The following is a 25,566-nucleotide window of genomic DNA, read 5'->3' on the forward strand; positions in this document are numbered from 1 at the left end:
GTTTTTAGGTTTTCCAATACAACATAATGCAACCAAATTTTATTTGGCAGCGTCTTTATCATACAAGAGCGTTGGAAACGAATAAGAAATGAAAAAATTATATATATATCTATTTTTTGTTGGGCTGATTCTGTGGAGCTGTGATAGCGTTACAGACCTTCAACCGCAGCAAAATCTTGATGAAGCGATTCCGGTAGCTGCTATTAATGCAATCAAAACCAACTATCCAGAAGCGACTAAAGTACGTTTTACGACAATCGAGAGAAACAAGATATTTCAATCAGATTTTGATGTAAAAGTTGAGCGAATGTCGGCGATTGTGAATAACGTAGGGGTTATTTCGGAAATGTATAAGCAAACTGGGGTTGTAAATTTACCTGATAATATTAAGGCTTATCTTGAAGCCAATTATTCTGGTGCAGTTATTATAAATGTATGTCAGCAAGTAAATAAAGATGGCAAAATAGAAGGCTATAAGGTTATACTTAAAGATAAAGACTCCAAAAACATTACTTTGATTTTTGATGCCACAGGTACACTTATCATGAATGTTTCGGATAATCCGAATGGCGGACCAGGAGGAATGCCTCCTCCAAAACTTTACTTTATTGATAAAAATGAGCTTCCGCAAGTCATTATAGACTTTTTGGTTGCAAAACATGGCGATTATAAGTGCATAAAAGTAGGAGTTGTCTTAGATGGAGCAACCAAAAATTATTCGGTAGTAATTAGTCAAGATTTCACCACTTTTGATTACTTATTTGATGAAAAAGGGAATGTCTTGAAATCATCATCATTTGGGGTGAATGCTCCGAGTGGCCGTTTTGAAGATAAACCAATTACAATCAATGATTTAACTTCCAAAATCAAAGCATATCTCGATAAAGAATACAAAGGCTGGCAGTTTGAAAGAGGTATTGCTTTCATCCAAAACGGAGCCATTCAGGTATATAACGTACTCATTACTTACGATAAAAAGCAGTATTCTTTACAGTTTGATAAAGACGGTAATTTCTTAAAAAAAGAACAAGTAGGGGTAGGGGGAAATGATAACAAAGTGGAGGTCAAACTTATTTTCCCGAAAGATGTACCAGCCACAATTGTGAATTATCTCGCATCGAAACACAAGGATTATAAATACATCCAAACGGCTATCATTATTGATAAAACTAAAAAGACGTATTGGATAACTATTTTGAGCAATAACGAAGTGTATGATTATACTTTCGATGAAAGTGGAAAGTTTTTGAGTGTCAAGGAAATTGAAATGAAACTTCCTGACAATAAAATCTATGATAGACCTCTCGATTCAAAAGATATACCAAGCAATGCCAAAGCATATTTGGATGGAAATTATAGAGGCTGGGTATTTCAGAGAGGAGTAATTGTATATGCCGAAAATAAAATTTTGGGATATGTAATAGCAATAAAGGTCGCTAACGACTATTATTACATAAATTTTGATGCTAACGCTAATTTTTTATCGGCAAGAAAAGGCTAATGCCTTGCATCAATACTAACCTTATTAATTGAATCTATAAACACAGCAACCCTTTTCGGATGCGGAATGAAGTTGAATTAGTTCTTGGTTGTCAGCGGAACGACCCGAGAGCCCAAGCAGCCTTTTATAACCTCTATAAAGGCCGACTTTTGGGTGTATGTCGTCGCTATGCCCGAACTGTAATGGAAGCCGAGGATATTTTCCAAGAGGCATTTATAAAGATTTTTAATAAAATCAATGATTTACAAAAACCTGAGTCGGTCGAATATTGGGTAAAATCGTTGGTCGTCCGAACGGCCATTGACCATTATCGACAAAATACCAACGAACGGCAATTTCTTGATTATGAGGCTATTGAAAATCAAGGCGATGCAGATATTGGCGTGATTTCGCAGTTGAGTCACGAAGAAATAGTGGGAGCAATCAATCAATTACCCGATGGCTATCGAATGGTAGTGAATATGTATTTGATTGATGGTTATGAGCATAATGAAATAGCTAAGATTTTGCAGATTTCGGAAGGAACGTCAAAGTCTCAGCTTTCGAGAGCCAAAGTTCATCTCCGTAAAACTTTACAGGAAATGGGTGTAGTGCTTTAGAACAAGTATTATTCGATTAATAATTATAGAAAGAAATAGTGTAAAGTTCTGCAAGGTTTGGAATGACCTTACAGGATTATCAATAAATGAAACCAACAGACGACATAAGGAAACTTTTATCTGAAAAATTCGAGAATTTTGAAGCAGAACCGCAAGATGCCTCTTGGGAGGCAATTCGCTTTGCTCTCGATTTGAAAGATAAACTCGAAACTTATGAAGCTGAGCCTCAAGAAGAATCTTGGGGCGAAATAAAATTTGCTACTGACCTCTCTCAGAAATTCGAGAACTACGAAGCCGAGCCACAAGATGATACATGGAGCAAAATTCAATTGGCTACTCAGCTAACTGCCAAATTCAGTGATTACGAAGCCGAACCAACGGCCGACTCGTGGGAGAAAATCAGAGCCGCTCTACCAATTAATGAATCAATTCCTCTCAGCGAGAAATTCAAAGACTACGAAGCCGAACCAATGGCCGATTCGTGGGAGAAAATCCGTGCTGCTATGCCAGCCAGCGAACCAGTTTCGTTGAGTGAGAAATTTAAAAATTACGAAGCCGAGCCACAAGCTGCCACTTGGGAAAACATTCAACTTGCAACCCAATTATCAAGTAAGTTTAGTAACTATGAAGCCGAACCAACAGCCGATTCGTGGGAGATTATCAAGGCTGCTATCACGCCAGAAAAAGAACGCCGTGTAATTGCCTGGCCGTTTGCATTCAGAGTTGGTATTGCTGCGAGTATTGCACTTTTGTTGGGTTTTGGTTGGTTGGTTTATAATAATAATCAAAAAGAGGATTTGGCTCTCCCAAACGATAAAAACAGTAAACCCACTAATAGCCAGATACTTAATGGTAAAGAAGGCTTAGCTACCAGCAAATCAAATGAAACAAACAAAAATGCCACCGATAAAGAAGCTGGTAATAAAAAAATTAATGCTTCAAAACCAACTGTTATAGAGCAATCAACTGATTTGAGTGGTATTGCTTCTAATGGTAAAACTAAGAATAGAAAAGACTCAAATAGCAAAAGTTTAGAAAAAGCTTCGACCGAAAATCAAGTTGCTAAGGTTATTAGAAAAAAAGAGAAACGTTCGCTTAGAAATAACTTAGAGAATTCATCTTCGACAGAGAGCATTGTTCAAAATAATAAGAATACAACATCACCGACAAACACAACACAAAACGGTAGTGAATCAAGTGTTGCATCTAATATAAACCCCTCAAATCAAGCAAACAATATTGAATTGAATCTGCTTGATAGTAAGGAATTTAAGCAGACAAATATCAGGCTTCCTTTTGGCGAAATTGCGTATAATAACGAAGTGCCAATGGAAGAACCGGAAGTGCGTGTAAGACGTAAAATGATTCTGACGAGTAGCATTATGCCATTGCAGACTTATCAGGCTCTTACGATTCTGCCACAAACTTCAACGTATATTCAACAGGTAGGTTCGTTGAATGCACTTGATGCCCAACGCTTAGGTGTACAGGCTCGTGTGGGCGTAATGCAACCACTCTCAAATCGCTTCTCGACTGGTGTTTCGCTCGCTTATGCAGGTATCCGTCAAGCGGTTAGTTATGAAGTAAATAATGGCACTTATGATGTTGATTTGACCAGTAGTACATACACGCTCGTAGGCGTAGGCGAAACCGTTAGTCAGAATAAGTTCTTGCACACTCTTGGTTTGAAACTTGATAATTCATATTTAGTGTCAAATAAGAAAAATAAAGTTTTTGTTTTGGGTGGAGCAGAAGCTGTAAGAGTATTGAACAATAATCAATATGCTTACTACCTCAATGCTTCTGTTGCTTTAGCTTATCCAATGAAAGGAGGCAAAACCGTTTGGATTGAGCCAACTTATCGTTACAGTCTCTCACAATCGCTCGATGCCAACAGCTATATGCAAATCCGCCCATCGAATATAGGCTTGAATGTTAGGGTTAATTTTATGTAAGAAACTGTTATTTATATTTACTCCACATTTAATACAATACCATGACAGTTGTAATTCCTAAACATGCCAATAAAGCACAAATTAAACAAGCATTAGATAGTATTAAAAAGCCTCAAAAGCCGTTTAATGCTGACAAATATTTTGGTAAAATTAAATGGGGGCAAGATGCTCTCGAATTTCAAAGAAGTTTGAGAGATGAGTGAAAACAATTACATTTTCTTCGATACAAATGCCTTAATTCGATTTTTTGAAGGAGACGAATTAGTTAGGGCAATACTTGATGATAAAAATTTTTGTATATCTGTGGTTACCGAAATGGAAATACAATGTAAGCCAAATATTACCGCTTCATAAAGAAAGTTAATACGTGATTTTATCAATGAGTGTACCGTTTTTGAGCTTAATGAACAAATCAAAAAACTGGCCATTCAGACTCGTCTTAGTACTTCCTTAAAGTTAATGGATTCAATTGTAGCAGCATCTGCTCAATGGATGAATCTACCACTTTTAACTGGTGATGATAAATTTAAAAGTGTTAAATTAGTAGATGTGATTTTGTTACCCGCAAGGTAATTATACTTCTACCGCTTCAAAGGAAATAACTCCGAATCAACTCTTGAAGTTTGCACAATTTTCTCCATTTCGGCTACAATTTTTGGGTATTTTGCAGCCAAGTCAGTTGTTTCCGAAAGGTCTTTGCTCAAATCAAATAGTTCGGTATTTCCTTTTTGCTTGACGAGTTTCCATTTGCCTTTTCTCACTGCTTGGTCGAAGCCTCGTTCGTGAAATTCCCAGTATAGATAATCATGTTTTTGGGCTATTTTTTTGCCCGATAGAATATTAGCAAACGAAAGCCCATCAATGTTTTGTGGAGACTTTGCTTTGATTAAATCAGCAAAAGTTGGCATCACGTCCCAGTTAGCCAATGGTTCGTTAGAAGTTTTTCCTTTAGGTACATTTGCTCCCCAAGCAATCATCGGAACTCTGATGCCACCCTCGTATAAATCTCGTTTGAAGCCTTTTAATGGTCCATTACTATCAAAAAACTCCATATCTCGGCCGCCTTCGTTATGTGGGCCATTGTCAGAGGTAAAGAAAACGTAGGTGTTTTTATCCAAGCCCAATTCTTTCAGTAAAGTCATTAAACGTCCAATATCGGCATCCATGTGGTCAATCATAGCTGCCATATTGGCATTTGGTTTATCTTGCGAACGATACGAACGCCCGCCTTTTGCTTTCTGAACAAAAGGTTTGTTTTCTTCAAAAATACTGCTGCCATCAGGGTTTAAATATTTCTTTAAAGTAGCAGGAGGTGCATACATTTCGGCGTGTGGCATAGTGATAGCCCAATACATAAAAAATGGTTTTTCGTGACCTTTTTTTAAGTAATCAAAAGCTTTTTCGGTGATGAACGGGTGTGAATGTTGGAGCGAATCCATCGGGTAGGATTCACATTTTCCATCTTTAATTGTCCAGAGATTATTGGTATAAAATCGGTGGGCGTGACCTTGTGTAGCATAGCCCAGAAACTCATCCCAGCCTTGTTTTTCGGGCGAACCAGAATTGTGACTTTGTCCGAGTCCCCATTTCCCAAACATAGCGGTTGTGTAGCCATTTTCCTTCATCATTTTTGGTAAAACCTGCTCATTTTCACGAATCGGAAATTCACCATTGCCACGTATGTAGGCGTGTCCCATGTGTAGGCCTGTCATGAGAGCGTAGCGTGATGGAGCACAAACAGTATTTCCCGAATAAAAATCCGTAAAACGAGTGCCTTCGGCTGCCATTTTATCGAGATTGGGCGTTTTTATGGTCTTTTGTCCATAGCAGCCTATATCGCCATAACCCAAATCATCGGCCATGATGTAGATGATATTTGGTCGGTCGATTGTGCTTGGTACGTCTGATTTTGCAGATAGCAAGATAACCAATGATGATAAAATAAATGCGTATGAAAAAAGTTTTTTCATGATAGAGTTTGAATAGCTAAGTGGAAGCAAGATAAACTTTTTTTTGAAAAATTACATCCTGTTATTTCTTGTCAAGCTTGTTACCTTTCAAAGTGTAGGTTCGTCTTATTAGTATATAATCCAAAAGCCATCATTCAACACTCTTGATGACCATCTATGGACTATCGCCCACAATTCTTTGCATATTTCTAAAAAATCCGTTCTTTTGTATCATCAAAACCAATAAACTTTTTCAAGCAATGAAATTCAAAATTACTCTTTTTATCATACTCGGACTCCTCGTTGGCGTTGGCTATTATCTTACTGCTGGCTACTATTCTAAAGGCGAACGTGCAGGCACAATCTCAAAACTTAGCGAAAGAGGTTATGTATTTAAAACTTATGAAGGTGTGCTAAATGAAGGTGGATATTCGGGTGAAACAGGCACGCTTACGCCACGTTATTTCGATTTTTCGTGTAAAACTGATTCAACTATCACTAAATTACAACGAGCTTTAAAAACTGGCGAACGTGTAACGTTGAAGTATTCAGAAAAATTCTTTCAGTTTCCGTGGAATGGTGATACTAAATACTTTGTGAATGATGTAGAATTTTTGACCCATCCTACGCCAGTTCCAGTAGAGACTTTTCCGCAGCATACTGTTCCCGCTCCAGCAAGTGAAGCAAAATCTGATTCTACGTTATAATTAAAGTTTAGTCTATAAACACAAAAAAAGACAGTCTAAAAGGCTGTCTTTTTAAATTTTACTTATTTCCTATAATCTAATATTCTTAATCTTCAACTGTTTCGTCTTCGATTACACCATCTTGGTCGCCTGGTTTAGAGTCCAAGAGTGCATCGGCATCGGTTGCAACAGTTGCTTTGATTTTTTCTTCTAATTCGGCCATCAATTCTGGATTGTCTTTCAACATATCACGCACACCGTCACGTCCTTGGCCTAATTTTGATGTTCCGTAAGAGAACCACGAACCCGATTTTTTCACAATCTCTAAATCAACTGCTAAGTCGAGTACTTCGCCCGCTTTTGATACCCCTTGTCCGTAAAGAATATCGAATTCCACTACTTTGAATGGCGGAGCAAGTTTGTTTTTCACAACTTTCACACGAGTACGGTTTCCAAGAATATCGTCACCATCTTTAATTTGGCCAATTCTACGAATATCAATTCTCATCGAAGCGTAGAATTTCAAGGCATTACCACCAGTGGTTGTTTCTGGGCTACCAAACATCACACCAATCTTATCACGCAATTGGTTGATGAAAATACAGCAACAGCCAGTTTTGTTAATCGTACCAGTTAGCTTACGCATGGCTTGCGACATCATACGTGCTTGGAGTCCCATTTTGCTATCACCCATGTCGCCTTCGAGTTCGGCTTTCGGTACAAGGGCAGCTACTGAGTCAATCACGATAATATCAACCGCACCAGAGCTAATCAAATGTTCGGCAATTTCGAGTGCTTGCTCGCCGTAGTCAGGTTGTGAGATTAATAAATTTTTGGTATCAATGCCCAGTTTCTCGGCATAACTGCGGTCGAAAGCATGTTCTGCATCAATAAATGCCGCAATACCACCTTGTTTTTGAGCTTCGGCAATTGCTTGCATCGCAAGAGTTGTTTTACCCGAAGACTCTGGTCCGTAGATTTCGATGATACGTGCTTTCGGAAAACCACCCACTCCAAGAGCAAGGTCAAGGCCAAGCGAACCTGTCGAGATAACTGGTACTTCCATTACCTTCGCATCGCTCAATCTCATTACCGTTCCTTTACCGTAGGTTTTATCGAGTTTCTCCATTGTGGTTTGGAGACTTTTCAATTTGTTTGCTCTGTCGTCGCCTTTTGGTTCTTTTTCTGCTGCCATTTTATTTTTAAAATTGAATTTTAATGATATTACTACAAACTACTACTATTTAGGTAAAATTTGTTTATATTTCAAAATTAGTGGTTTTTTATTAGAAAAACTAAGTGTTTTTTATTTTTAATATATTAAAAAAATACAATTTAATTTTGTTAAAAATATCGAAAAATTTACAGGTTTTTTTAATACATTCTTTGTTCTAATCCTTACCTGTGTTGCTGATTTGAACACTACAAAGGTAATACAAATATCTAATACAATGCTCAAAAAATTTGATGAACGGTTTTTTTTAATGATGAATGGCTTTTTAAAATCTTTATTTTTTTGTATATGCAACTTTGCGTGCGTGCATACATATACATACGCACAAGTAGATAATATTAGCCTCGAAAATAATCATAAAATTACTGGCATTGATATAGGAAAAGTACAATTAAAGTTAAATACTTTAGTTTATGTAAAAAACAATGAGTATTTCAATGAAATGGCTGATGGTTATACACTTATAGGCTATTATGTCAACCCAACGGTGGGTTATAAGATTCATAAAAAAGTACAAATTGATGCAGGGGTGTTTGTCAGAAAAGAATACGGCCACAATGGTTTGAAAGAAATAGAACCAACTTTTACAGTACAGATAAAACAAAAAGATTGGAGGTTTTTGTTTGGCAATATCGAAGGAAATGTCAACCACCGTTTGATTGAGCCATTGATGACTTTTGAGCGAGTCTTGACACAGCCTTTGGAGCATGGTTTTCAGGCCAAGTATCAAAAGAAAGAGGCTTTCTTTGATGGTTGGCTCGACTGGCAACAAACCACGATTGCAGGACGCACAAATCAAGAACGGATTTGGGCTGGGGTGTCATGTTATAGCCCTGCTGTGAGTATCAAAGATATTAAATTTCAGGCACTTGCACAGGCGAGTGTGCTGCACATGGGTGGACAGAATATTCAGAGTTTACTACCCGTACGTACGCTTATAAATCCTGCGGCTGGGCTTCGTATAAAGAAAAACTTTGGTAAAAATCAATCGGTGACGATAGATAATTATTATGTTGGATATTTCGAGTCGCCGCTGCAAGGGTCGGCTTATTATCTGAATTCTTACTGGCGAAATCCGAAATATCAGGTGGGCTTTAGTTATTGGTTTGGTAGTTTCTTTAATTCACCGTTTGGCAATGATTTGATGCAGTCAAGTTCTCGTAAATTCAATAACGAAGGATACTATGAAAACACACGTAGTTTGTTGATAATAAGGCTTGTAAGAGATTGGAAGATTTCGAAGCAAGTAAGTGTGTCGCTCAGAGTTGAGCCTTATTATGATTTTAATAGCCGAATTTTTGAGCATTCAGAAGGTTTATATCTAAACTGTAAAATATAAAAAAAGCCATAGGAAAACCTATGGCAAACAACTCTTCAACAGCAATTTTCAATATTATTATCAGAATCTTGCTTTCATTTTTCCTGTAAATGAAAGTAGATTCTCGTAGTCGATTTCATCAAAAACGAGGTCATCTGGCACTTTATCCTCGGCACTGTGATTCACAATCATGTTATAGTATTTGAAACTACTCACAGGCACCGAAAGGCGGTAAATAACACCGTGTTCGTAGCGAGTATCTTCCATTTTCCAAATAGCCAGTTTAGTTTTAGGGTCAAGTACTTTAATGGTAAACTTACTTCCCTGAAAACAGTCAATAATGATTGAGTTTTGAAACTTTTTTACTGACTTTATGAAATGTGTTTCGGGGCCTTCTCCTTTGGTTGTTACGATTGTCGAATCGGTCAAGTGAAAAGAATAATGCCCTTTGATTGTCTTTGGGCAAAAGACGTAAGTTTTACCGTTTAATTCTTGTGCTTCAAACCATTTTTTTGGTAATGAATTATACAAAGTGTCATCCTTAAACGACCAAAGTTCTTTCATTTTTTTTGCAGCTTTAAAATCTCTACAATGACGAAAAACGATAGATTGATAATAGTCGTCGAGGTCAATGCGTTGTTCTAAATTCTGACAAAAAACTGAGTTTTGTGTGGTGTCGATAAAAATTCCGTATCGGCGTTTGATTACCTTATCGGGGTTATCGGGTTTGATTGTAATAGTTTCGTTATAAAAACTTCGGTAAATGGATTCGGAGATATTGCTCGCTGTTTGAGCAAATGCCGAACTAACAGAAAACCAAAGTATTAGGTATGCAACAGCGTTTTTCATAAAGTCACGAAGGGCTATTTTCGGATTATGATTAAGCGGTGCAAAAATCGTGCTAAAGTTTCAGTGAAGATGCTCGTAAATTTATTGTTACTGAAAAGTGCTTATAGTCAACAGATTACAATATATTTTGTAGCGTTGAATAACAAAATATCAGTTTCGGAATGGTTATTGTACGGTAGTATAATAAGTTTTTCGACGAACAATATACTCCTAAAATAATAAAAAAACGTGGCAATCTACCGAGGTAGTTTTGCCACGCTAACACGTCTAATTCGGAATATACTACTCTTTTAATCTCTTTGTTTTGGCTCGTATTTTTCGGGAGCGTATAAAAAACCAAATGCCTCAGCACCATCTTTTGTATGTACTTTGTGATGAATGTAGTGAGCGTGCATAATACGCTTCATGTATTTGCTTTTTGCCACAAACTTGATTTTGACTCGGCGGTGAACGATAATATCATGAAACACAAAATAGGCTACACCGTAGAGCGTTACGCCCGCTCCAAACCAAGTTAAATACCAGAACTCTGGATTCAGATTCCCGTAAATAATCGTTGACGAAGCCACAATACTGAATACAACTGCGTAATAATCATTCTTTTCAAAAAAACCTTTGTGGTGGTTGTGGTGGTCGGCATGCCAAGCCCAGCCAAAGCCGTGCATGATATATTTGTGTGCAAACCATGCCATAAATTCCATAAACGCAAATGTGCCAACTACTATTAAAAACTTGATAAGCATAAATTGAATTAGTTTTTAAAATACAACACAAAATTATGAACGAATGTTTTGGAATAAAAGCGATTTTAGTGTGCTTATAACAGAAAAAATCTCTGCTTTAGATAAAACAGAGATTTCGGATGCTTTCTGATTACAATTAGTTACTTCTTCGCAAACGAGAAATTTGTAAGATAAGATAAACGCACCGTTGGGTTGCTTTCTTCGATGGTATCAGAGAAATTCCAGATGTTTTGATGAATATAGCATAATTGAATTTGGTGGTGAGGATTGAAAACATACCCCAAACCAGCAATAATTCTGTTTTGATTCATGAAGGTTTTACCGACATTATTTTTGCTAATGTCAGTTCCGAGTGGCCCGATGTTCATAAAGGCTTCATCGCCGATGATACCGAGTAATTTTGGCTTGTTATCTACTTTCACGAGCGGATAAGTAGCCAAAACCATATAACGCAGGCGGTCACGGAATTTGTAGTCGCTGATTGCGTAGTCGGATGGCCCTGTTGGTGTAGCTACTGTGCTGCTTGCAATACCCACAAAACGGAACTCATTTCGTAAGCGATTGGTGAGTTTCAAATCGCCAAACTGATGATTGAAAGTTCCTTGAATCCATGGGTGATTTTCTGGAATCGGGCGTTTATTGATGGCTGGGCTACCATACACATAAGTGTTATAATGACTAAAACCAACGCTTCCGATAAAATGCTTGGTAAACTGATAGTCAAACGATGGGCGAATGAAATATTGCTGTTTTTCGCTGAAACCATTGGCATATCGCATGGTAGCCTCGAGCGTAAAAGATAGCTTTTTAGTGAGCATATTTTTGCCTACATAATGCAACCAAATATCGTTGTTTTGACTTTTTGTTTGGGCAAAAGTAGAGAGCGAAGTTAAGCCCAAAAATAGCCCGAATATGAGTTTTTTGATATTTTTCATTGATTTACGTGTTAAAATTTGTTGTGATTAGTCGAGATTTATTTCGGTAATCTCTTAGATAAATAATTAAAATTCAGACAAAAAAATAGCTTCCCGCTCCTAATAAACGAGTAAAATTTGCTACGAAGATAATGCTTAAAATTCTGCGTGAGCCCTCAAACTGAAAACATTTACGGGGCCTCTATCCTTGTTATAAGCTGGATTGACCACAAACTGATAATTAGGAGCTAACCAAAAATGTTTATCGTGAAGGTGAATGTTGTAGTAGGTTTCAAAAATCTTCTCTAAACCATAGTTTAATTTCCCATCTCCTACAATAAATCCATAACCACCACTGGCCAAATACGCCTGATGCTCTTTCGAGATGCCATTGGCTACGATTGCTACGCCAAAAGTATCGTTAGGTCTTTTCCACTTTGTTCCTGTATTTGAGAAACCCAAACTAATTGAATGGTCGATTTCGGTAAAAGCCCAAGTTTCATTTTTTCCATCGTTCCAGCTCGTTCTGAAAAACAGCCCCGCATTAGCGTTAAGTTGTTGTTCGGCATTTAAGCCAAATCCCATCTTGGTTCTGCCATCTTTTCGAGTTTCGGTAATATCCTTATCAACCGTTTGGGTAGCTATTGCATAATTTCCCATGTAGGTTTTGGTATAATAGCCTAACAAACGAATGACCATTTGCTTTCCAGATTCACCAAAGGGCTTTGACACTTCGAATGAATGTGAGTAATTTTTGGCAAAATGGTAATTTAAATCAGGACCATTGGCAGTAGTTGGCACCGCCGTTGTGCTGAATCTAATACCAATCTCTGGACTTCCGTACTCAACCATATAACCTGAGGTATAACCACGCACATTGGCGGCGTAGTCCCATGCTCCGTGACTCATCAAAGCCCAATTCATAAACTGTGAGCGAGGGTCATGGCTGTACGTATTCAAATCAAAGAAATCAGATAGACAAAACTTGCCAAGCACAAACCGAAGGTATTTCTTCGGGTATTTTGTCGCTATTTGATTAATCCCATCTTCGACAGTTACGTACTCTTTCGAGAGCGGAATAGTTTGTTTGAGATAAAGCCTTGCCAAGTATATTTTGGGAGCGGCATCTCCAATTCTAAACGCTTCGCCATTCGTAAAGCCTGCAATTCCTTTTGCTCCACTTAAACCACTTCCACCCGATAATTCTGCATCAAAATATCCTTCTGCACCTTTCCAGAGTTTTGCTCCCGTAAAAAATGTAGCAGTAATAGAAGCTTGGGTTTCTTTTGATTGAATCAAGCTATTTGTGCCGCTATACGGTGCGTTAATACTGGGTTTTGTTTGTGAAACTACGGTTTGTTGGAAATGAAACGTGAAAGGTTGTTGTGCGATGGCAGAAAAAGATAATAACAGACAATAGCAACTTATGAATTTTGCTTTCATTTTCAGGTCTTATTGCGTTGATGTAATATTTTAAGTGGTTGATAATGAGGCCTTATCAACCACTTAAAATAATTTATTAGGCTTTCACTACTTTTTTACGAGCAGCCAATTTATGTTCTGATACTGGTTCGTGTTCTTCCAAACCGATGACAGAAACACTACCGCCACTTTGGGTATAATCATGCTCAAAATGGTGCAAGTTTTCCATCACAGAGTGGTCAACCAATTTTGTGCCTTTCAAGTCAATGATTACTTTGAAACCTGGAGGAATCGCTTCAAGTTTAGATTTTATACCTAAATAATTGGTAAAAATCGCTGCTTTGTCAATCTCAACCAAATATGTATCCTCAGTAAATGACACTACAACTGGAGCTTTGAAAAGTGCAGTCACCGAAGCTCCGTGGTACATGTGGATGATTATTTTGAGCAACATACCAGCACCAATACCTACTAATAAATCTTCAAAAAGCGTGAAGAAAATAGTTACTAAGAAAATAGCCAACTGCTCTTTTCCGATTTTGAAAGTATGGATAAACTCTCTTGGGTGAGCCAATTTTATACCTACGGTAATCAACATAGCAGCTAAGGCCGTATTCGGAATCAATTCGATAAGGTGCGAAGCCAATAATACGAATGCTAAAATAAAGAATCCGTGGAAGAAGTTTGCCCAACGAGTTTTAGCACCATTATTTACGTTTGAAGAACTACGTGCAACTTCTGAAATCATCGGCAAACCACCCAAAACTGCCGCAATTGTATTACCAATACCAACAGCAATAAGGTCTTTGTTTGCATCAGATTTACGACGGTACGGGTCAAGCATATCAATGGCTTTTACGGTCAATAAAGACTCTAACGAACCCACCAAAGCAAACATAATTACGTATTTGATGAAAATACCTGTTTGAGCAAAACCTGCGAAATCGACATTGATTTTAACGTTTTCGAGCAAATTTCCGATGTGAACCAAAGCATAAGCTGGCTCAGTTGTTTGGAAATCCATGATTAATTCGGCAGGAATGGCAATCAATAAAACTACCAAAGGAGCTGGTACTTTCTTGAGTGGACCTTTAATAAAAGGCCAGCCCAACATAATTGCTAAACTTACAACCCCAATCAGCGTCGCTTTAGGGTCGAGGTGCATAATAAACTCTGGAATCGAAGCCAATAATGCGATTGGGCCTTTGCCTTTTGTCATGGCTGGAGCCACATCTAACAATACAGGAATTTGCTTGGCAATGATAATCAAACCAATGGCAGCGAGCATTCCGTGAATGGCAGAAAGCGGAAAGAAATCTGCCAGTTTTCCGAGTTTGAATACACCAAATAAAATCTGTACGATACCTGCCACTACCATTGCTCCGAGAGCCAAATGCCAGCCAGTTTCGCCACCACCAAACTCGCCAACAGCACCAGCCACAATTACAATCAAACCAGCGGCAGGGCCTTTAATCGTCAGGCGTGAACCCATAAAAAGACTCACTACAATACCACCAATAATTGCAGTAATTAAGCCCATAATTGGCGGAAATTCTGATGCCTTAGCAATACCTAAGCTTAAAGGCAAGGCCAATAAGAATACGATAAACCCTGACATCGCATCTGTCGAGAAGTTTTCTTTCAAACCTTCAATACCGTCTTTAGGTAATATGAGTTTTGTTTTGTTTTCCATTTCGTTTTATTTAAAAATTACTTTTATTAGAATTTATTTAAGGCTTGGTTTTGGTTATTAGTTATTGGGGAACTGGTTATTGGTCATTAACTGAAGTACAATAACAAGTTTCCAGTAACTAATTATGATGATTTATAGGCTGTTTCGTGATACGTTTTTACGTGTGGCCCGAGGAATAGGCGAGAGTACAAACGAATCAGAGAGATACCTGCTAAAATGTAACTTGATGCTGCCGCATAAGCCAAAACCACTTGGTTTTCGTGAATATGGCTAAACACTAAGTCAAGGCCGATGAAGGTTGGGGTAATCGGGAAGCCCGCCAAACCTAAACAAGCCAACAAAAAGACCATCGCAAATTTCGGATGCTCAAATGAGTGTCCGTGAAACTGATTGAGGTCGATGTTTTGCTCGTAGCTTTTAAGTTTATTGATTCCCCAATAACCTACTATCCCAGATACCACCACTCCGCTGAGATAAAAGATAACTTCAGTCAATTCAAATTTTTCGTTGAACGAAATCGCCAAGGCAATCCAGAAGTGGTTCATTATCAGCAATAACCAGCTCATCAATGGGCTTTTTCTTTCCGAAAATGATTTCAGAATCATCAATAGCCCAATCAAGGCAAAAGCCCCAGGTAGGTATTCGTGTGGGTGTTCGCTGCCATTTCCGTTGATGAAAAGGAAACCAAGACCCAATAAATAAGCAGGGATAAAGAGTAATAACAGGCGATTAACAGTCAAGAAATCGAGTTTACGGCCAATATTTTTGAGCGGTTTCCAAAGAATATAATTCATGAACGAATCAAGATTAAACTCTTTTAGGCTCAATAAATAGATAGAATATTCGATTTTCTTCGGTAAACTATCTTCGATTGTATGATGACGAGGCACGAAATTGTAGAACTGCTCACGGATTTTATAACTAACCACCGATGGAGAAACCAAAAGTTGGTAAGTGCGTAAAAAAGCGTTTCCTGCAAAGTGGAAAAGAGCGAATTTCTCGAATCCTAAAGCAACTTCAATGAAAATAATACCGATTTGTGCAATCGAAGCATAGGCAATCTGGCTTTTGACCGAAGATTGTACCCTTGCGATAGGCGATGCAATCAAGGCCGTACATAAGCCAAGTAGCACAATGAGGATACGAACCGAAATTTGGTGGTCCCAAAACGGATAAGTACGCATCAACAAAAACACGCCTAAATGCACCGACAATGAACCATAGAAAATAGCACTCGATGGCGTTGGGCCTTCCATAGCACGAGGCAACCACGACGAAAACGGTAATTGAGCAGATTTAGCTGCAGCTGCCACCAAAATCATCAATGAGATGAAAACGCCGATGTAGCTGTGGCTTTCGAGATGCTCGTGTACGAGTTCATAATTGCTCAGTTTCAAGAATGTGATGTTTTCGTGCCACAAATGGTGGCTTGCCCACATAGCCAAAATCAAGCCTACATCACCGATTCTGTAAACAGAAAATACTTTGATAGCGTTTTTTACTGGCAGATAACGGTCACGATAAAAAGCAATCAGCAAAAATGAACAAACACCCAGCACTTCCCAACCCACAAAAAGTGTTTCAAAATTGCCTGATAGAATCGTGATATTATATCCTAAATAAAAGAATAGAATAGTATTGAAAAAACGTTTGTAGCCACGCTCACGGTGTAAATAATAACGACTATAGATTGTAACCAAGAAAGTTAGAAACGCACCTACTAATAGATACACAACCGTGATTTTATCGAAGCATAAATCGACCAAAAACTCATATTCTTTCGATTTGAAAAGCACGATTTCTTTGAGATTAAGCACTGGATGTCCATTGAATAGCCAGTAAGCCACAAATCCAATTACGCTGAGTAATGTTACACCAACTGTCAGAAACGCTGTTCTTGAAATAGCCGTTTCGTTTTTATCTGGAATCAATAAACTGATAAAAAAACCCAGTAAGGGAATAAATATAAATAACTGAAGTATCGGAGTCATAATCACTTGATTAAATAAACAGGGAAATTTTCTTGGTGCGATTCAATCAACTCTTCAAAGTCTCGCACAGATTTGAGTGTCTTCTGCAAAGGTTCGTAGGTCGTAAAACCACCATCTTTGAAGTAAGAAAGTTCTTTAGTCAGCGGATTGACCACTACTAAATGAATCCATTCGTTATTAAACCATTCGTAAGTTTGGTCAGATTTCTGAATCGCCGACAAAACTATATCTGTGAAATGCTCTACAATCACCATCAATCTGATTGGGTCATGTACTTCAATCATTTGGCTCGGAAGGCCAGGACGAAGGTCGCCGTCGATACCATTGGCTACTCCAAAAAGTCCCATTACATTGTGTGGCAGTTTTGAACCAGCCCCCAACTTATGATTATCAACTCTTGAAAAATAATATTCGAGGTTGATACCTCCACAAACAGGAGCTACGGCATTAAGGATATTTACCAAAAATTTACCTTCGGGGTCAACTCGATAATCAAAAGAGTTCATAAACGAACGACGGTCGAGGAATAAACCTTCCGACATTTCTCTTCGACCAACAATACACAAAGCATTGGTGGCGTGGTTGAGTTCTGGACGTGGCTCGAATAACGACACCGCTCTGATACGGATACGCTCATGAATTTCTTCGGGACAAGCATGTGTATCAATCGACTCGAATCTTCTCGAACGCTCTTTTGCATTAAAGTCAAGTGCCTTCACAAAAAGAGCCTCGTTTTTAATATGTTTTTGTTGATTTTCTGCCGAAAGAATAGTTGTATCGTAGAAAGCGATTTCGTCACGAGTAGTATCGTGCAATGCTCCTACAAACTGCGTACTATCTGGAATATCAATGCCTTGTCCTCTCAAAATCTCACGTACACCTGCGTGATTGGCCATGAAGCTAATCACACGGGCATTGACCGAACCTGGGCGACCCGAACACGCTCCGCAATCATAACCTGCATAGTGAGTATTGTTTACGCTACTTGCACCATGACCCACTACATAGACTATCGAAGCAAAATCTTTTACCAAACCAATGCTGTTCAAAAGATTTCCTACACGTAGAGCCATTTCTTGTACCGTGAAGCCCACTTGCAAGCCGTCTTCTATATCATTAGGATTACTGTTTTCGATTGTAAGTTTCGAGGCATTGTCCATGTGTTTGAAAGAAGATACCGCTGCGGCATTTTCTGATGGACGAAAAATATTGAGCATCAAACGAAGTGCCGACCAGAAACCTACTGTTTGGGCAATAAACCAACCCGTAAAAAGCGAATGTGAATGCTTCTCAAAGTGAATATCATTATTCGACTTTGCCTTTGCATTCGGAATCTCTTCTTTTATCAGATATTTCGGTGTTACTGGGGCAGGGCATTGCTTGGTTGATGAATTGGCGTGTACGGGTTTATAAAAAAACTCTACCCCAAAAAATCCAGCAGTACCGTAAGTTTTGCAGCCTTCATCAAATTTTTCTAAATAACGTCTAATCGAACACTCACGGTCATCGATACAGAACATTGCTTGAAAAGTCTTCTCTTCGGCTCTTTCGTGGCTTGGTTGATTCACTTTCAAGCCTGCCAAAACTTGGTCATAGTAGCTCCATTCAAAAGCATCTTGCCAAATATTGAGCAATTCGCTAAGTTCGGTTACTGGAACTTCTTCAAATAAATCGGCAGGTTTTGAATCAAGACGTTGGCTCAACGATGCCCAGTTTTCACCAAATTTTGTATCAAGAGCATCAATTTCGAGTAGAAGTTCAAAAATGATGAGTTCTTTAAGCGTAATTTTCTTTTGGTCGAGCAGGGTTTGAGGTAAATCTTCTACTGCCGAAACCATACCTGCCCATCCTTGATGAGCAAATTGTTGGTCGAATATATATTGATTAAAAAGCGATTGGTCGCCAACAATCAGTGCGAGCAAACTTTCAATCGTAGCGGTGCCATCGAGTAAGAGTTTTTTAGCACGAGGATTTTTGAAAAAACTACTAAAAGTATTTTTTTCGATTTCCTGCATTGAAGCCAAAAATCCTTTTTTCGAATCAGGAAAACTCCAAGTCGAAATACCTTGGTCGAGGTAGCTACACAAAATTCTGAATAGAAGCGGATGCACCAAAAGGTCAAGGTCGATGTAGTATTTTTTCTTCCAGTTAGAACGAAGCATACCAACTTTCGGATGAATAGATTCATCATACTTGCCATAAAGTGCTTTTGCTTTCCACTCTTCTACGTTTGCTTTGCCTTTTCTATCAGCAATGGCTCTTTCTAAAATATCGTTATTGATTTGCTCCTTTGAGTAAAGTGCACGATACTCCTCAAGCGAGAGCGACACTTTGTATCCGAAAATTTTAGATGCTCTACGTATGGCATCATAGAATTTCAAATCTTGAAAGGCGTGGAGCGTGTTGTGATGAACGAAGTCTTTGAGCGGAGCTTGTGCAGGCAAAAAGTGCTTGAGTTCATGCAAAAGCTCGTGTTCATCGAATCCTTTTGATTCGTTTGAATGTTTCTTTTTCATGAAGGAAGGTTTTAAGTATATATATGAAAAACGAAAATAGGCTCGAAAGAGGCTATCCGACTTTCTTTCAAACCCCAGTTCGATTTGAACTATGCAACAAATAAAAGACGGTGTACTAAAATCAACTTAAAAAAGAGATTAAAAGTCTTTAATCTGAACAGTGGGGTAGAAGTGTTGGTATTGAGTTAGAGAAAAGTAATAGTGAATCAAACTTTCGGCTTTGGCCAAAGCAAGGGGAGTCTAACTCATGCAAGGAGCATATCAGATTCGGATATTTTGATAAATAATAAATTTTGCCCGATTATTGGCAGGAGAAGTATATTTTTGGGCTATACGAATGCTGCCAGAATACTCAGTGAGTGTAGGCAGGAAACGGTAGCTACTTGTGGCATCTGCCAAGTCATAATCTAAAAACTGAATTTCAGATTCGCCATCGGCATCTTCTTCGACGTTTTCTTCAAACTCTTCGGCAAGAAAATATATCTGAGAGTTTTTGTTGGATGAATGTTGGGAAGAAGATTGCGACCAAAATGAAATTTTTGAATGTTCAGAACCCTGCTCTCCTTGTTCATAAGGGCTTCTCAATGTATTGAAACTCAATACATTCAGCACAAACCACAGTATGGGCAGGAATATCTTCATGAATAGAATTTAATAAGAGCTTAGGTTTTTGTCTAACCAAATTTAATGAATTTGAAGGCCAAAAAACAAGGGTTTATTTCTAAAAAATATTGATTTCTTAAAATATTCTAATAGATTATTTGAATAATTACCAAATTTAATACTGAGATTAAAAAAGAATTAAAAATATAAACTTGTATTTTATGATTTTGGAAAAATAAAAAAGCTGCTACTCCGAAGAATAACAGCTTGGGGACACGTAAAGAAAATATCGTATATCAATTATAACTAAAAGCTACTGGTAATATATACATTTGTTTCGCTGGGCGATTATGATGTCTGGCTGGTAACCATTTAGGCATTTCGTTTACCATCTTCAAGACCGAATTGTCAAAAATTGCTCCCAGAGATTCTTCGATTTTAGGATTTGCAATCGTACCATCTTCATTTACCCAAAAACTTACAACCACTTTGCCTGCAATTTTGCTGGCTGCTGCTTCGGCCGGATATTGGAGGTTTTTCTTGAGGTATTCGCTCATTAAAAGCTGACCGCCATTAAACATCGGTAATAAACGCTCTCCTGAAGATTTATTGATTAGGCTTGTGCCGTCTTCATTCCAATAATCTTCTCTTACTCTATTTCCGTTTTCATATACTTCCAAACTACTCATTTGTCCATTCGGGAAATAGAATTTCCATTCGCCAGTTGGAATGTTTTCTTGGTAAACTCCTTCGTAGTCAATCACACCACTTGGGCGATAGAATTTGAATTTCCCCGAGCGAGTTTCTAATTTTTCATCCAAGAACGTTCCCTCCATACGTAAGAATCCATCAGCAAAAAATTCGGCTACATCCCATGAGCCTTTGGCGTTTTTCTTTGAAATCTGAATGAATTTTGCACCATCCAGCGATTTTACTTCTTCACGATTAACGTTGAAATATTTTCTTGTTACATCGTTTGAGGTTAAATCAATTTGCGGACTCGCCGCTTCTGATGCTTGTGCATATACGGGCGAGTTTTCTGAGGTTGAAGTCTGAGCAAAAACCGATAGGCTAAAGCTCAATGCAATGGCAGAGGTAAAAACCTTTCTCATGTAATTATTCTTTTTGGGTATGTGTTAAGCACGTAAATTCTTGGATAAAAAGAATTTTCGGGATACATTTTGTATCCGTTTAATAACTTTTCAAAAACTATGCCAAAGTCTCCTTTGGGCTTTTCCTTAGAGCATAGATACATACAGTTGTGGGTCGTATCTATGTATTATTATAGATTATTAGGCACAAATAATTACTTTCTGATAGTAATCGTGATCGGCATGGTGTACTTTGCTCTGATAAGACGATTATGAGATTTTGCTGGAATCCACTTGGGCATTTGGTCGAGTACCTTAAATGCGGCTTCGTCTAATGCACGATTGAGCGAAAGCTCAATTTTAGGGCTTGATAATGTGCCATCAGGCTCTACGATAAAACCTATGGCCATTTTACCAGTAATCTTGTTTTTTACGACCTCTTCGGGTAGTTCGATAATCTTCTGTACGAATTTATCCATTTCAATCACACCGCCCGGAAAACTTGGTTTTTCACGCACGGCAGCCGTAATATCAGTGAGTTTGCTACCATCTTCGTTGAAGTATTCGGCATCAACGAGCAGGCCATCTTCATACATTTCCTTTCCACTTATTTTGCCGTTTCGGTGGTAATAGTACCAGTTTCCTACCTGAACATCGTTTTTGTACATTCCTTCATTATCAATCAAGATGCCGTCGGGGTAGTATAAACGATAGGGACCATTTTTTACATCATAAGCAGTATTGGTTACATAAAGCTCCATTGAAGGGCGACGGTCGATGCGATATTCGCATACTTGGTAGAGTTTTTCGGCTACTTGCTTAAACTCTCGATAGAAGGCAGCATCTTGGGGTACTTTTACTTCTTTGCGATTGGCAGAGTAGTATTTGGTAATTACTTGCTCAGCATTTGGGGCGGTTTTCTTGGCTTCATTGCCAATAACAAGTACAGAAACAGGCAGTTGTGACGTTGGGTTTTGCCCACGTGCATAGGTATAACACAACAGTACGCCTGTTAGGACGACTAAGGTTAATTTTTTCATTCTTTATGGGTATGGTTCACTTCAAGTTTACAAATGTAAATGAAAGTTTCTAAATTTTCAAAATAATTTGAAAATTTTTTATATTTTTTAGGATACTTACAAGGTATCTATCTACTCGACATTTTTTTATTATTCTGCTCCAAAAACTACAATAAATTTTAATTAATAATAAAAAATACGACCATTTAATAAATTCGTAATTTATATTGTATTTATTTATTAAAAAATATTAATATATTTGACACTTTATTCAAAGCTTAATTATTAAACAAAACAAAAAAACTTAATTTTTTTATGAAATGTAAGTTCTATCTATTCAAGTCAAGGTACTTATCGGTACTATTCTTTTTACTCTCTTTGGTGGCGTTGGGGCAAAACTCCAAGGTAGTTACGGGTAAAGTAACAGATGCTACTGGAGAGGCAATTATTGGGGCGAGTGTGGCCGTTAAAGGTACAACCAAAGGAGCAGGGACGGATGTTAACGGTAATTTCAAAATCGAAGTACCGAGCAACTCAACGGTTTTAGTGGTGTCGTTTGTGGGTTATGATACACAAGAAATTGTAGTTGGAAACAAAACCACCCTTGATATTGTGCTTACATCTAAAGAGAATGTCTTGGATGAAATGGTTGTGATTGGTTATGGTACACAAAAGAAGTCAGATTTGACTGGTGCAGTGGGTGCCGTAAAACAAGAACAATTATTAGAACGCCCAGCAGCGTCATTGAACCAAGCCCTTTCGGGTAGAATGTCGGGTGTGCAAGTAAATACCAACTCAGGTCGCCCAGGTGGTCGTACAACTATCCGTGTAAGGGGATTTAGCTCAATCAACTCATCAAACAATCCTTTATATGTAGTTGATGGTGTGATGCTTCCGCAAAATAATCAAGCACAATTTAGTTCGGCTATTGATTACATCAACCCTAACGACATCGTTTCGGTAGAAGTGCTAAAAGATGCTTCTTCTACGGCTATCTACGGTGCGAGAGGTGCAAATGGTGTTATTTTAGTAACAACTAAGAAGGGAAAAGCGAATGAAAGTCAAGTAACTTACAGCTCTGATTTTAGCGTAAATACGATTGGACCAAACCGTCCAGAAGTCTTGAACGCTAAGGAATATATGGCAGTTGAAGATTTAGCTTGGGCTAATATGCAAAAATACGACCCAGTGGGTTGGGCAGCTGGCCGATGGGCGTATTTGAATCCAAAATTGCGTCGTACTGACCCACGTGTTTTTGATGCACAAGGCAATCCTTTGTATGATACAGATTGGTTTAAAGAATCGACACAAACAAAACTTTCACAAAATCATCAATTAGGTTTTAATGGCGGTAATGAGCGTACTCAATATTCATTCTCGTTGGGTTACAGAGACGACCAGGGTCTAATTAAGACTTCTTACATGAAACGCTATGCAGGAAGATTTACGATTGATGACCAAATCAAGAAATGGTTGAAAGTAGGAGGTACGCTTGCTTATAACAATCAATCAGAGAATGTTGTAGATATTAATGATGCAGTTGCACGTCAGATTGTAGAAGATTTTCCTTTCCTTCCTGTACAATATGCCGATGGTACGTATGCCAACAACCGTGATTTCCCTTTTGCTGAGGGTACTTTTAGCTCAGTTCACCGTTTGATGGGGCGTAAATATATTTTGAATACTCAAACTACTACGGGGTCGTTATACTCAAACATCACTTTTGCGAAAGGTTTAGAGATGAAAACTGTTTTTGGTGCAAACATCATGACCCAAGAAAACAATCAATCTACTACACGAACTTTGGCAATTGGTGAGCAAGGAACTGCTTCTGCTTCAAACCAAAAACAAACTTTTTGGTCGTTGGAGAATTTCTTGACTTACAACAAAACTTTCAATAAAATTCACGCATTTACTGGTTTATTGGGGGTTTCGTGGCAACAAACAGATTTTTTTAATATTGCAGCAAGTGTACGTGGATTTGCTACTGATTATTTTGGCTTCAATAACTTAGGTGCGGGTTCTACACTTCCTGCCGTTGGGTCTGGTGCATCACGCTTTGCGTTTAACTCGTATTTCGGTCGTATCAATTACAGCTTGAGCAATAAATACTTGTTTACTTTTACTGGTAGAGCCGATGGTTCATCAAGATTCGGTGAAAATAGTAAGTTTGCGTTTTTCCCATCGGGAGCATTTGCATGGAAGATTTCGGAAGAAGAATTCATGAGCAAAAATACTGTTATTTCTAACTTGAAATTACGTACAAGCTACGGTCTTACTGGTAACTCAGAAATCCCTTCGTATTCGTCATTATCATTACTTAGCTCAAACTACGCTACTATTTATAATGATACTCGTGTTTCTGGAACTGGTATCTCTCGTTTGGCAAACCCTAACTTGAAATGGGAAAAAACAGCACAAGCTGATGTAGGTTTAGAAATTGGCTTGTTTAGTAATCGTGTAAACATCGAAGCTGATTTTTACTATCGTAAAACAACTGATATGCTTTTGGATGCTCCAGTACCACAAACAAGTGGATATAGCACTATCAGAAGAAACGTTGGTTCGATGCAAAACAAAGGTTTTGAGTTTGCTGTAAATACTGTAAACTTCAATTCGGCTAAATTCCGTTGGAATACTAACTTCAATATTTCATTCAACCAAAATAAGGTGCTTTCGTTGGCAACGCCTTCTGATATCTTTAACGTTGGTGGACCTAACTTTACAAACCCTACTAACATTATCCGTATCGGAGAGCCAGTTGGTTCATTCTGGGGACTTACTCGTTTGGGTGTTTGGAGCGAAGCCGAAAGAGACCAAGCTGCTAAATTCACAAGTTACCGCAATGGTTTGACTATTCTTCCTGGTGATATTAAGTATTTGGATGTAAACGGCGATAACGCTATCACTGATGCTGACCGCTCGATTATCGGAAACGGTAGCCCTAAGTTCTGGGGTGGGTTTACGAATACTTGGAAATACGGTAACTTAGACCTTACGCTCGAATTACAGTATTCTTACGGAAACGATGTAATGATGATGAACCTTCACGCCAGCGAAGACCGCCAAGCATTGGCTAATAGCTACAAATCAGTATTGAACGCTTGGACTCCACAAAACCAAAATACAATGATTGCTGAAATCAGAGATACAAGAGCAGGATATGTAACAAACGTTGATAGCTGGTGGATTAAAGATGGTTCGTTCTTACGTGGTAAAAACTTATTGTTAGGTTATACTTTCCCGAATTCAACAACTGAAAGATTGAAATTGAGCCGCTTGAGAGTTTATGCTTCTGCACAAAACTTCTTCTTATTGCTTAAAGACAAAATCGTAGGCGACCCAGAGGTAACACCAACTAACCAAGGCGATGGAAACAGTGCTTTCTCGCAAGGTATGATTTGGCACAATTATCCAAAACCTACAGTTTATATGTTGGGCTTACAGCTTGCGTTTTAATCAGTGAATTATCTTGAAAATAGA

The 25,566-nt window shown here is 38.2% G+C and carries 20 protein-coding genes; 8 read left to right on the top strand and 12 right to left on the bottom strand.

Annotated elements, in window-relative coordinates; genetic code table 11:
• Positions 1-88 precede the first annotated feature (88 nt).
• The 5 genes from IEX65_RS10020 (at position 89) to IEX65_RS28235 (ending at position 4,628) form a co-directional block, all read left to right on the top strand.
• Complete coding sequence (locus tag IEX65_RS10020) at positions 89-1,501, top strand: PepSY-like domain-containing protein (protein ID WP_188765910.1); 1,413 nt, start codon at positions 89-91, stop codon at positions 1,499-1,501.
• A 59-nt stretch (positions 1,502-1,560) separates the two neighbouring features.
• Positions 1,561-2,100: an RNA polymerase sigma factor gene (locus tag IEX65_RS10025; protein ID WP_188765911.1), complete on the top strand. Its 540-nt coding sequence runs from the start codon at positions 1,561-1,563 to the stop codon at positions 2,098-2,100.
• An 86-nt stretch (positions 2,101-2,186) separates the two neighbouring features.
• Positions 2,187-4,055, top strand: coding sequence for a hypothetical protein (locus IEX65_RS10030; protein WP_188765912.1), 1,869 nt, complete (start codon positions 2,187-2,189; stop codon positions 4,053-4,055).
• Positions 4,056-4,096: 41 nt separating this feature from the next.
• On the top strand, positions 4,097-4,258 hold the full coding sequence (locus tag IEX65_RS10035) for a hypothetical protein (protein ID WP_188765913.1): 162 nt from the start codon (positions 4,097-4,099) through the stop codon (positions 4,256-4,258).
• Positions 4,259-4,430: 172 nt separating this feature from the next.
• Positions 4,431-4,628: a PIN domain-containing protein gene (locus IEX65_RS28235; RefSeq protein ID WP_374757857.1), complete on the top strand. Its 198-nt coding sequence runs from the start codon at positions 4,431-4,433 to the stop codon at positions 4,626-4,628.
• Between the two features lie 8 nt (positions 4,629-4,636).
• Here the strand turns inward: IEX65_RS28235 and IEX65_RS10045 are convergent, their stop codons facing one another.
• Positions 4,637-6,025, bottom strand: a complete 1,389-nt coding sequence (locus tag IEX65_RS10045; protein WP_188765914.1) for an arylsulfatase — start codon at positions 6,023-6,025, stop codon at positions 4,637-4,639.
• A 239-nt stretch (positions 6,026-6,264) separates the two neighbouring features.
• Here IEX65_RS10045 and IEX65_RS10050 point away from each other — a divergent pair, with 239 nt between their 5' ends.
• Positions 6,265-6,711 carry a hypothetical protein gene (locus tag IEX65_RS10050; protein WP_188765915.1) on the top strand — a complete coding sequence of 149 codons (447 nt, stop codon included), beginning with the start codon at positions 6,265-6,267 and terminating at the stop codon, positions 6,709-6,711.
• A gap of 85 nt (positions 6,712-6,796) precedes the next feature.
• Here IEX65_RS10050 and recA read toward each other — a convergent pair whose 3' ends face one another.
• Positions 6,797-7,885 (bottom strand): recombinase RecA, encoded by a 1,089-nt coding sequence (gene recA, locus IEX65_RS10055; protein WP_188765916.1) that lies wholly within the window; start codon positions 7,883-7,885, stop codon positions 6,797-6,799.
• A 256-nt stretch (positions 7,886-8,141) separates the two neighbouring features.
• Between recA and IEX65_RS10060 the strand changes: the two genes are divergently transcribed.
• Positions 8,142-9,263 carry a lipid A deacylase gene (locus tag IEX65_RS10060; protein WP_188765917.1) on the top strand — a complete coding sequence of 374 codons (1,122 nt, stop codon included), beginning with the start codon at positions 8,142-8,144 and terminating at the stop codon, positions 9,261-9,263.
• A gap of 60 nt (positions 9,264-9,323) precedes the next feature.
• On the opposite strand, the gene IEX65_RS10065 is transcribed toward IEX65_RS10060, so the two are convergent.
• From IEX65_RS10065 to IEX65_RS10110, 10 genes are all read right to left on the bottom strand, one after another.
• Entirely contained in the window at positions 9,324-10,091 is a 768-nt protein-coding gene (locus tag IEX65_RS10065) for a hypothetical protein (protein WP_188765918.1), read from the bottom strand.
• A gap of 290 nt (positions 10,092-10,381) precedes the next feature.
• A complete protein-coding gene (locus tag IEX65_RS10070) occupies positions 10,382-10,834 on the bottom strand; it encodes a sterol desaturase family protein (protein ID WP_188765919.1) in 453 nt (150 codons plus the stop codon).
• A 140-nt stretch (positions 10,835-10,974) separates the two neighbouring features.
• The gene (locus tag IEX65_RS10075) at positions 10,975-11,769 is read right to left on the bottom strand and encodes a DUF2490 domain-containing protein (protein WP_188765920.1); all 795 of its coding nucleotides are present in this window, start codon (positions 11,767-11,769) and stop codon (positions 10,975-10,977) included.
• Between the two features lie 135 nt (positions 11,770-11,904).
• Entirely contained in the window at positions 11,905-13,191 is a 1,287-nt protein-coding gene (locus tag IEX65_RS10080) for a carbohydrate porin (protein ID WP_188765921.1), read from the bottom strand.
• 76 nt (positions 13,192-13,267) lie between these two features.
• Positions 13,268-14,863 carry a SulP family inorganic anion transporter gene (locus IEX65_RS10085; RefSeq protein ID WP_188765922.1) on the bottom strand — a complete coding sequence of 532 codons (1,596 nt, stop codon included), beginning with the start codon at positions 14,861-14,863 and terminating at the stop codon, positions 13,268-13,270.
• 122 nt (positions 14,864-14,985) lie between these two features.
• A complete protein-coding gene (locus IEX65_RS10090) occupies positions 14,986-16,854 on the bottom strand; it encodes a proton-conducting transporter transmembrane domain-containing protein (protein WP_188765923.1) in 1,869 nt (622 codons plus the stop codon).
• Positions 16,855-16,856: 2 nt separating this feature from the next.
• Positions 16,857-19,370, bottom strand: a complete 2,514-nt coding sequence (locus IEX65_RS10095; protein ID WP_188765924.1) for a YbcC family protein — start codon at positions 19,368-19,370, stop codon at positions 16,857-16,859.
• Positions 19,371-19,631: 261 nt separating this feature from the next.
• The gene (locus IEX65_RS10100) at positions 19,632-20,012 is read right to left on the bottom strand and encodes a hypothetical protein (RefSeq protein WP_188765925.1); all 381 of its coding nucleotides are present in this window, start codon (positions 20,010-20,012) and stop codon (positions 19,632-19,634) included.
• 257 nt (positions 20,013-20,269) lie between these two features.
• Complete coding sequence (locus tag IEX65_RS10105) at positions 20,270-21,085, bottom strand: energy transducer TonB (RefSeq protein WP_188765926.1); 816 nt, start codon at positions 21,083-21,085, stop codon at positions 20,270-20,272.
• A gap of 194 nt (positions 21,086-21,279) precedes the next feature.
• On the bottom strand, positions 21,280-22,104 hold the full coding sequence (locus IEX65_RS10110) for an energy transducer TonB (protein WP_188765927.1): 825 nt from the start codon (positions 22,102-22,104) through the stop codon (positions 21,280-21,282).
• 294 nt (positions 22,105-22,398) lie between these two features.
• Between IEX65_RS10110 and IEX65_RS10115 the strand changes: the two genes are divergently transcribed.
• Positions 22,399-25,542 carry a SusC/RagA family TonB-linked outer membrane protein gene (locus tag IEX65_RS10115; RefSeq protein ID WP_188765928.1) on the top strand — a complete coding sequence of 1,048 codons (3,144 nt, stop codon included), beginning with the start codon at positions 22,399-22,401 and terminating at the stop codon, positions 25,540-25,542.
• Positions 25,543-25,566: the final 24 nt, after the last annotated feature.

It is taken from the genome of Emticicia aquatilis (assembly GCF_014644295.1).
In the GTDB taxonomy this organism is placed as follows: domain Bacteria; phylum Bacteroidota; class Bacteroidia; order Cytophagales; family Spirosomataceae; genus Emticicia; species Emticicia aquatilis.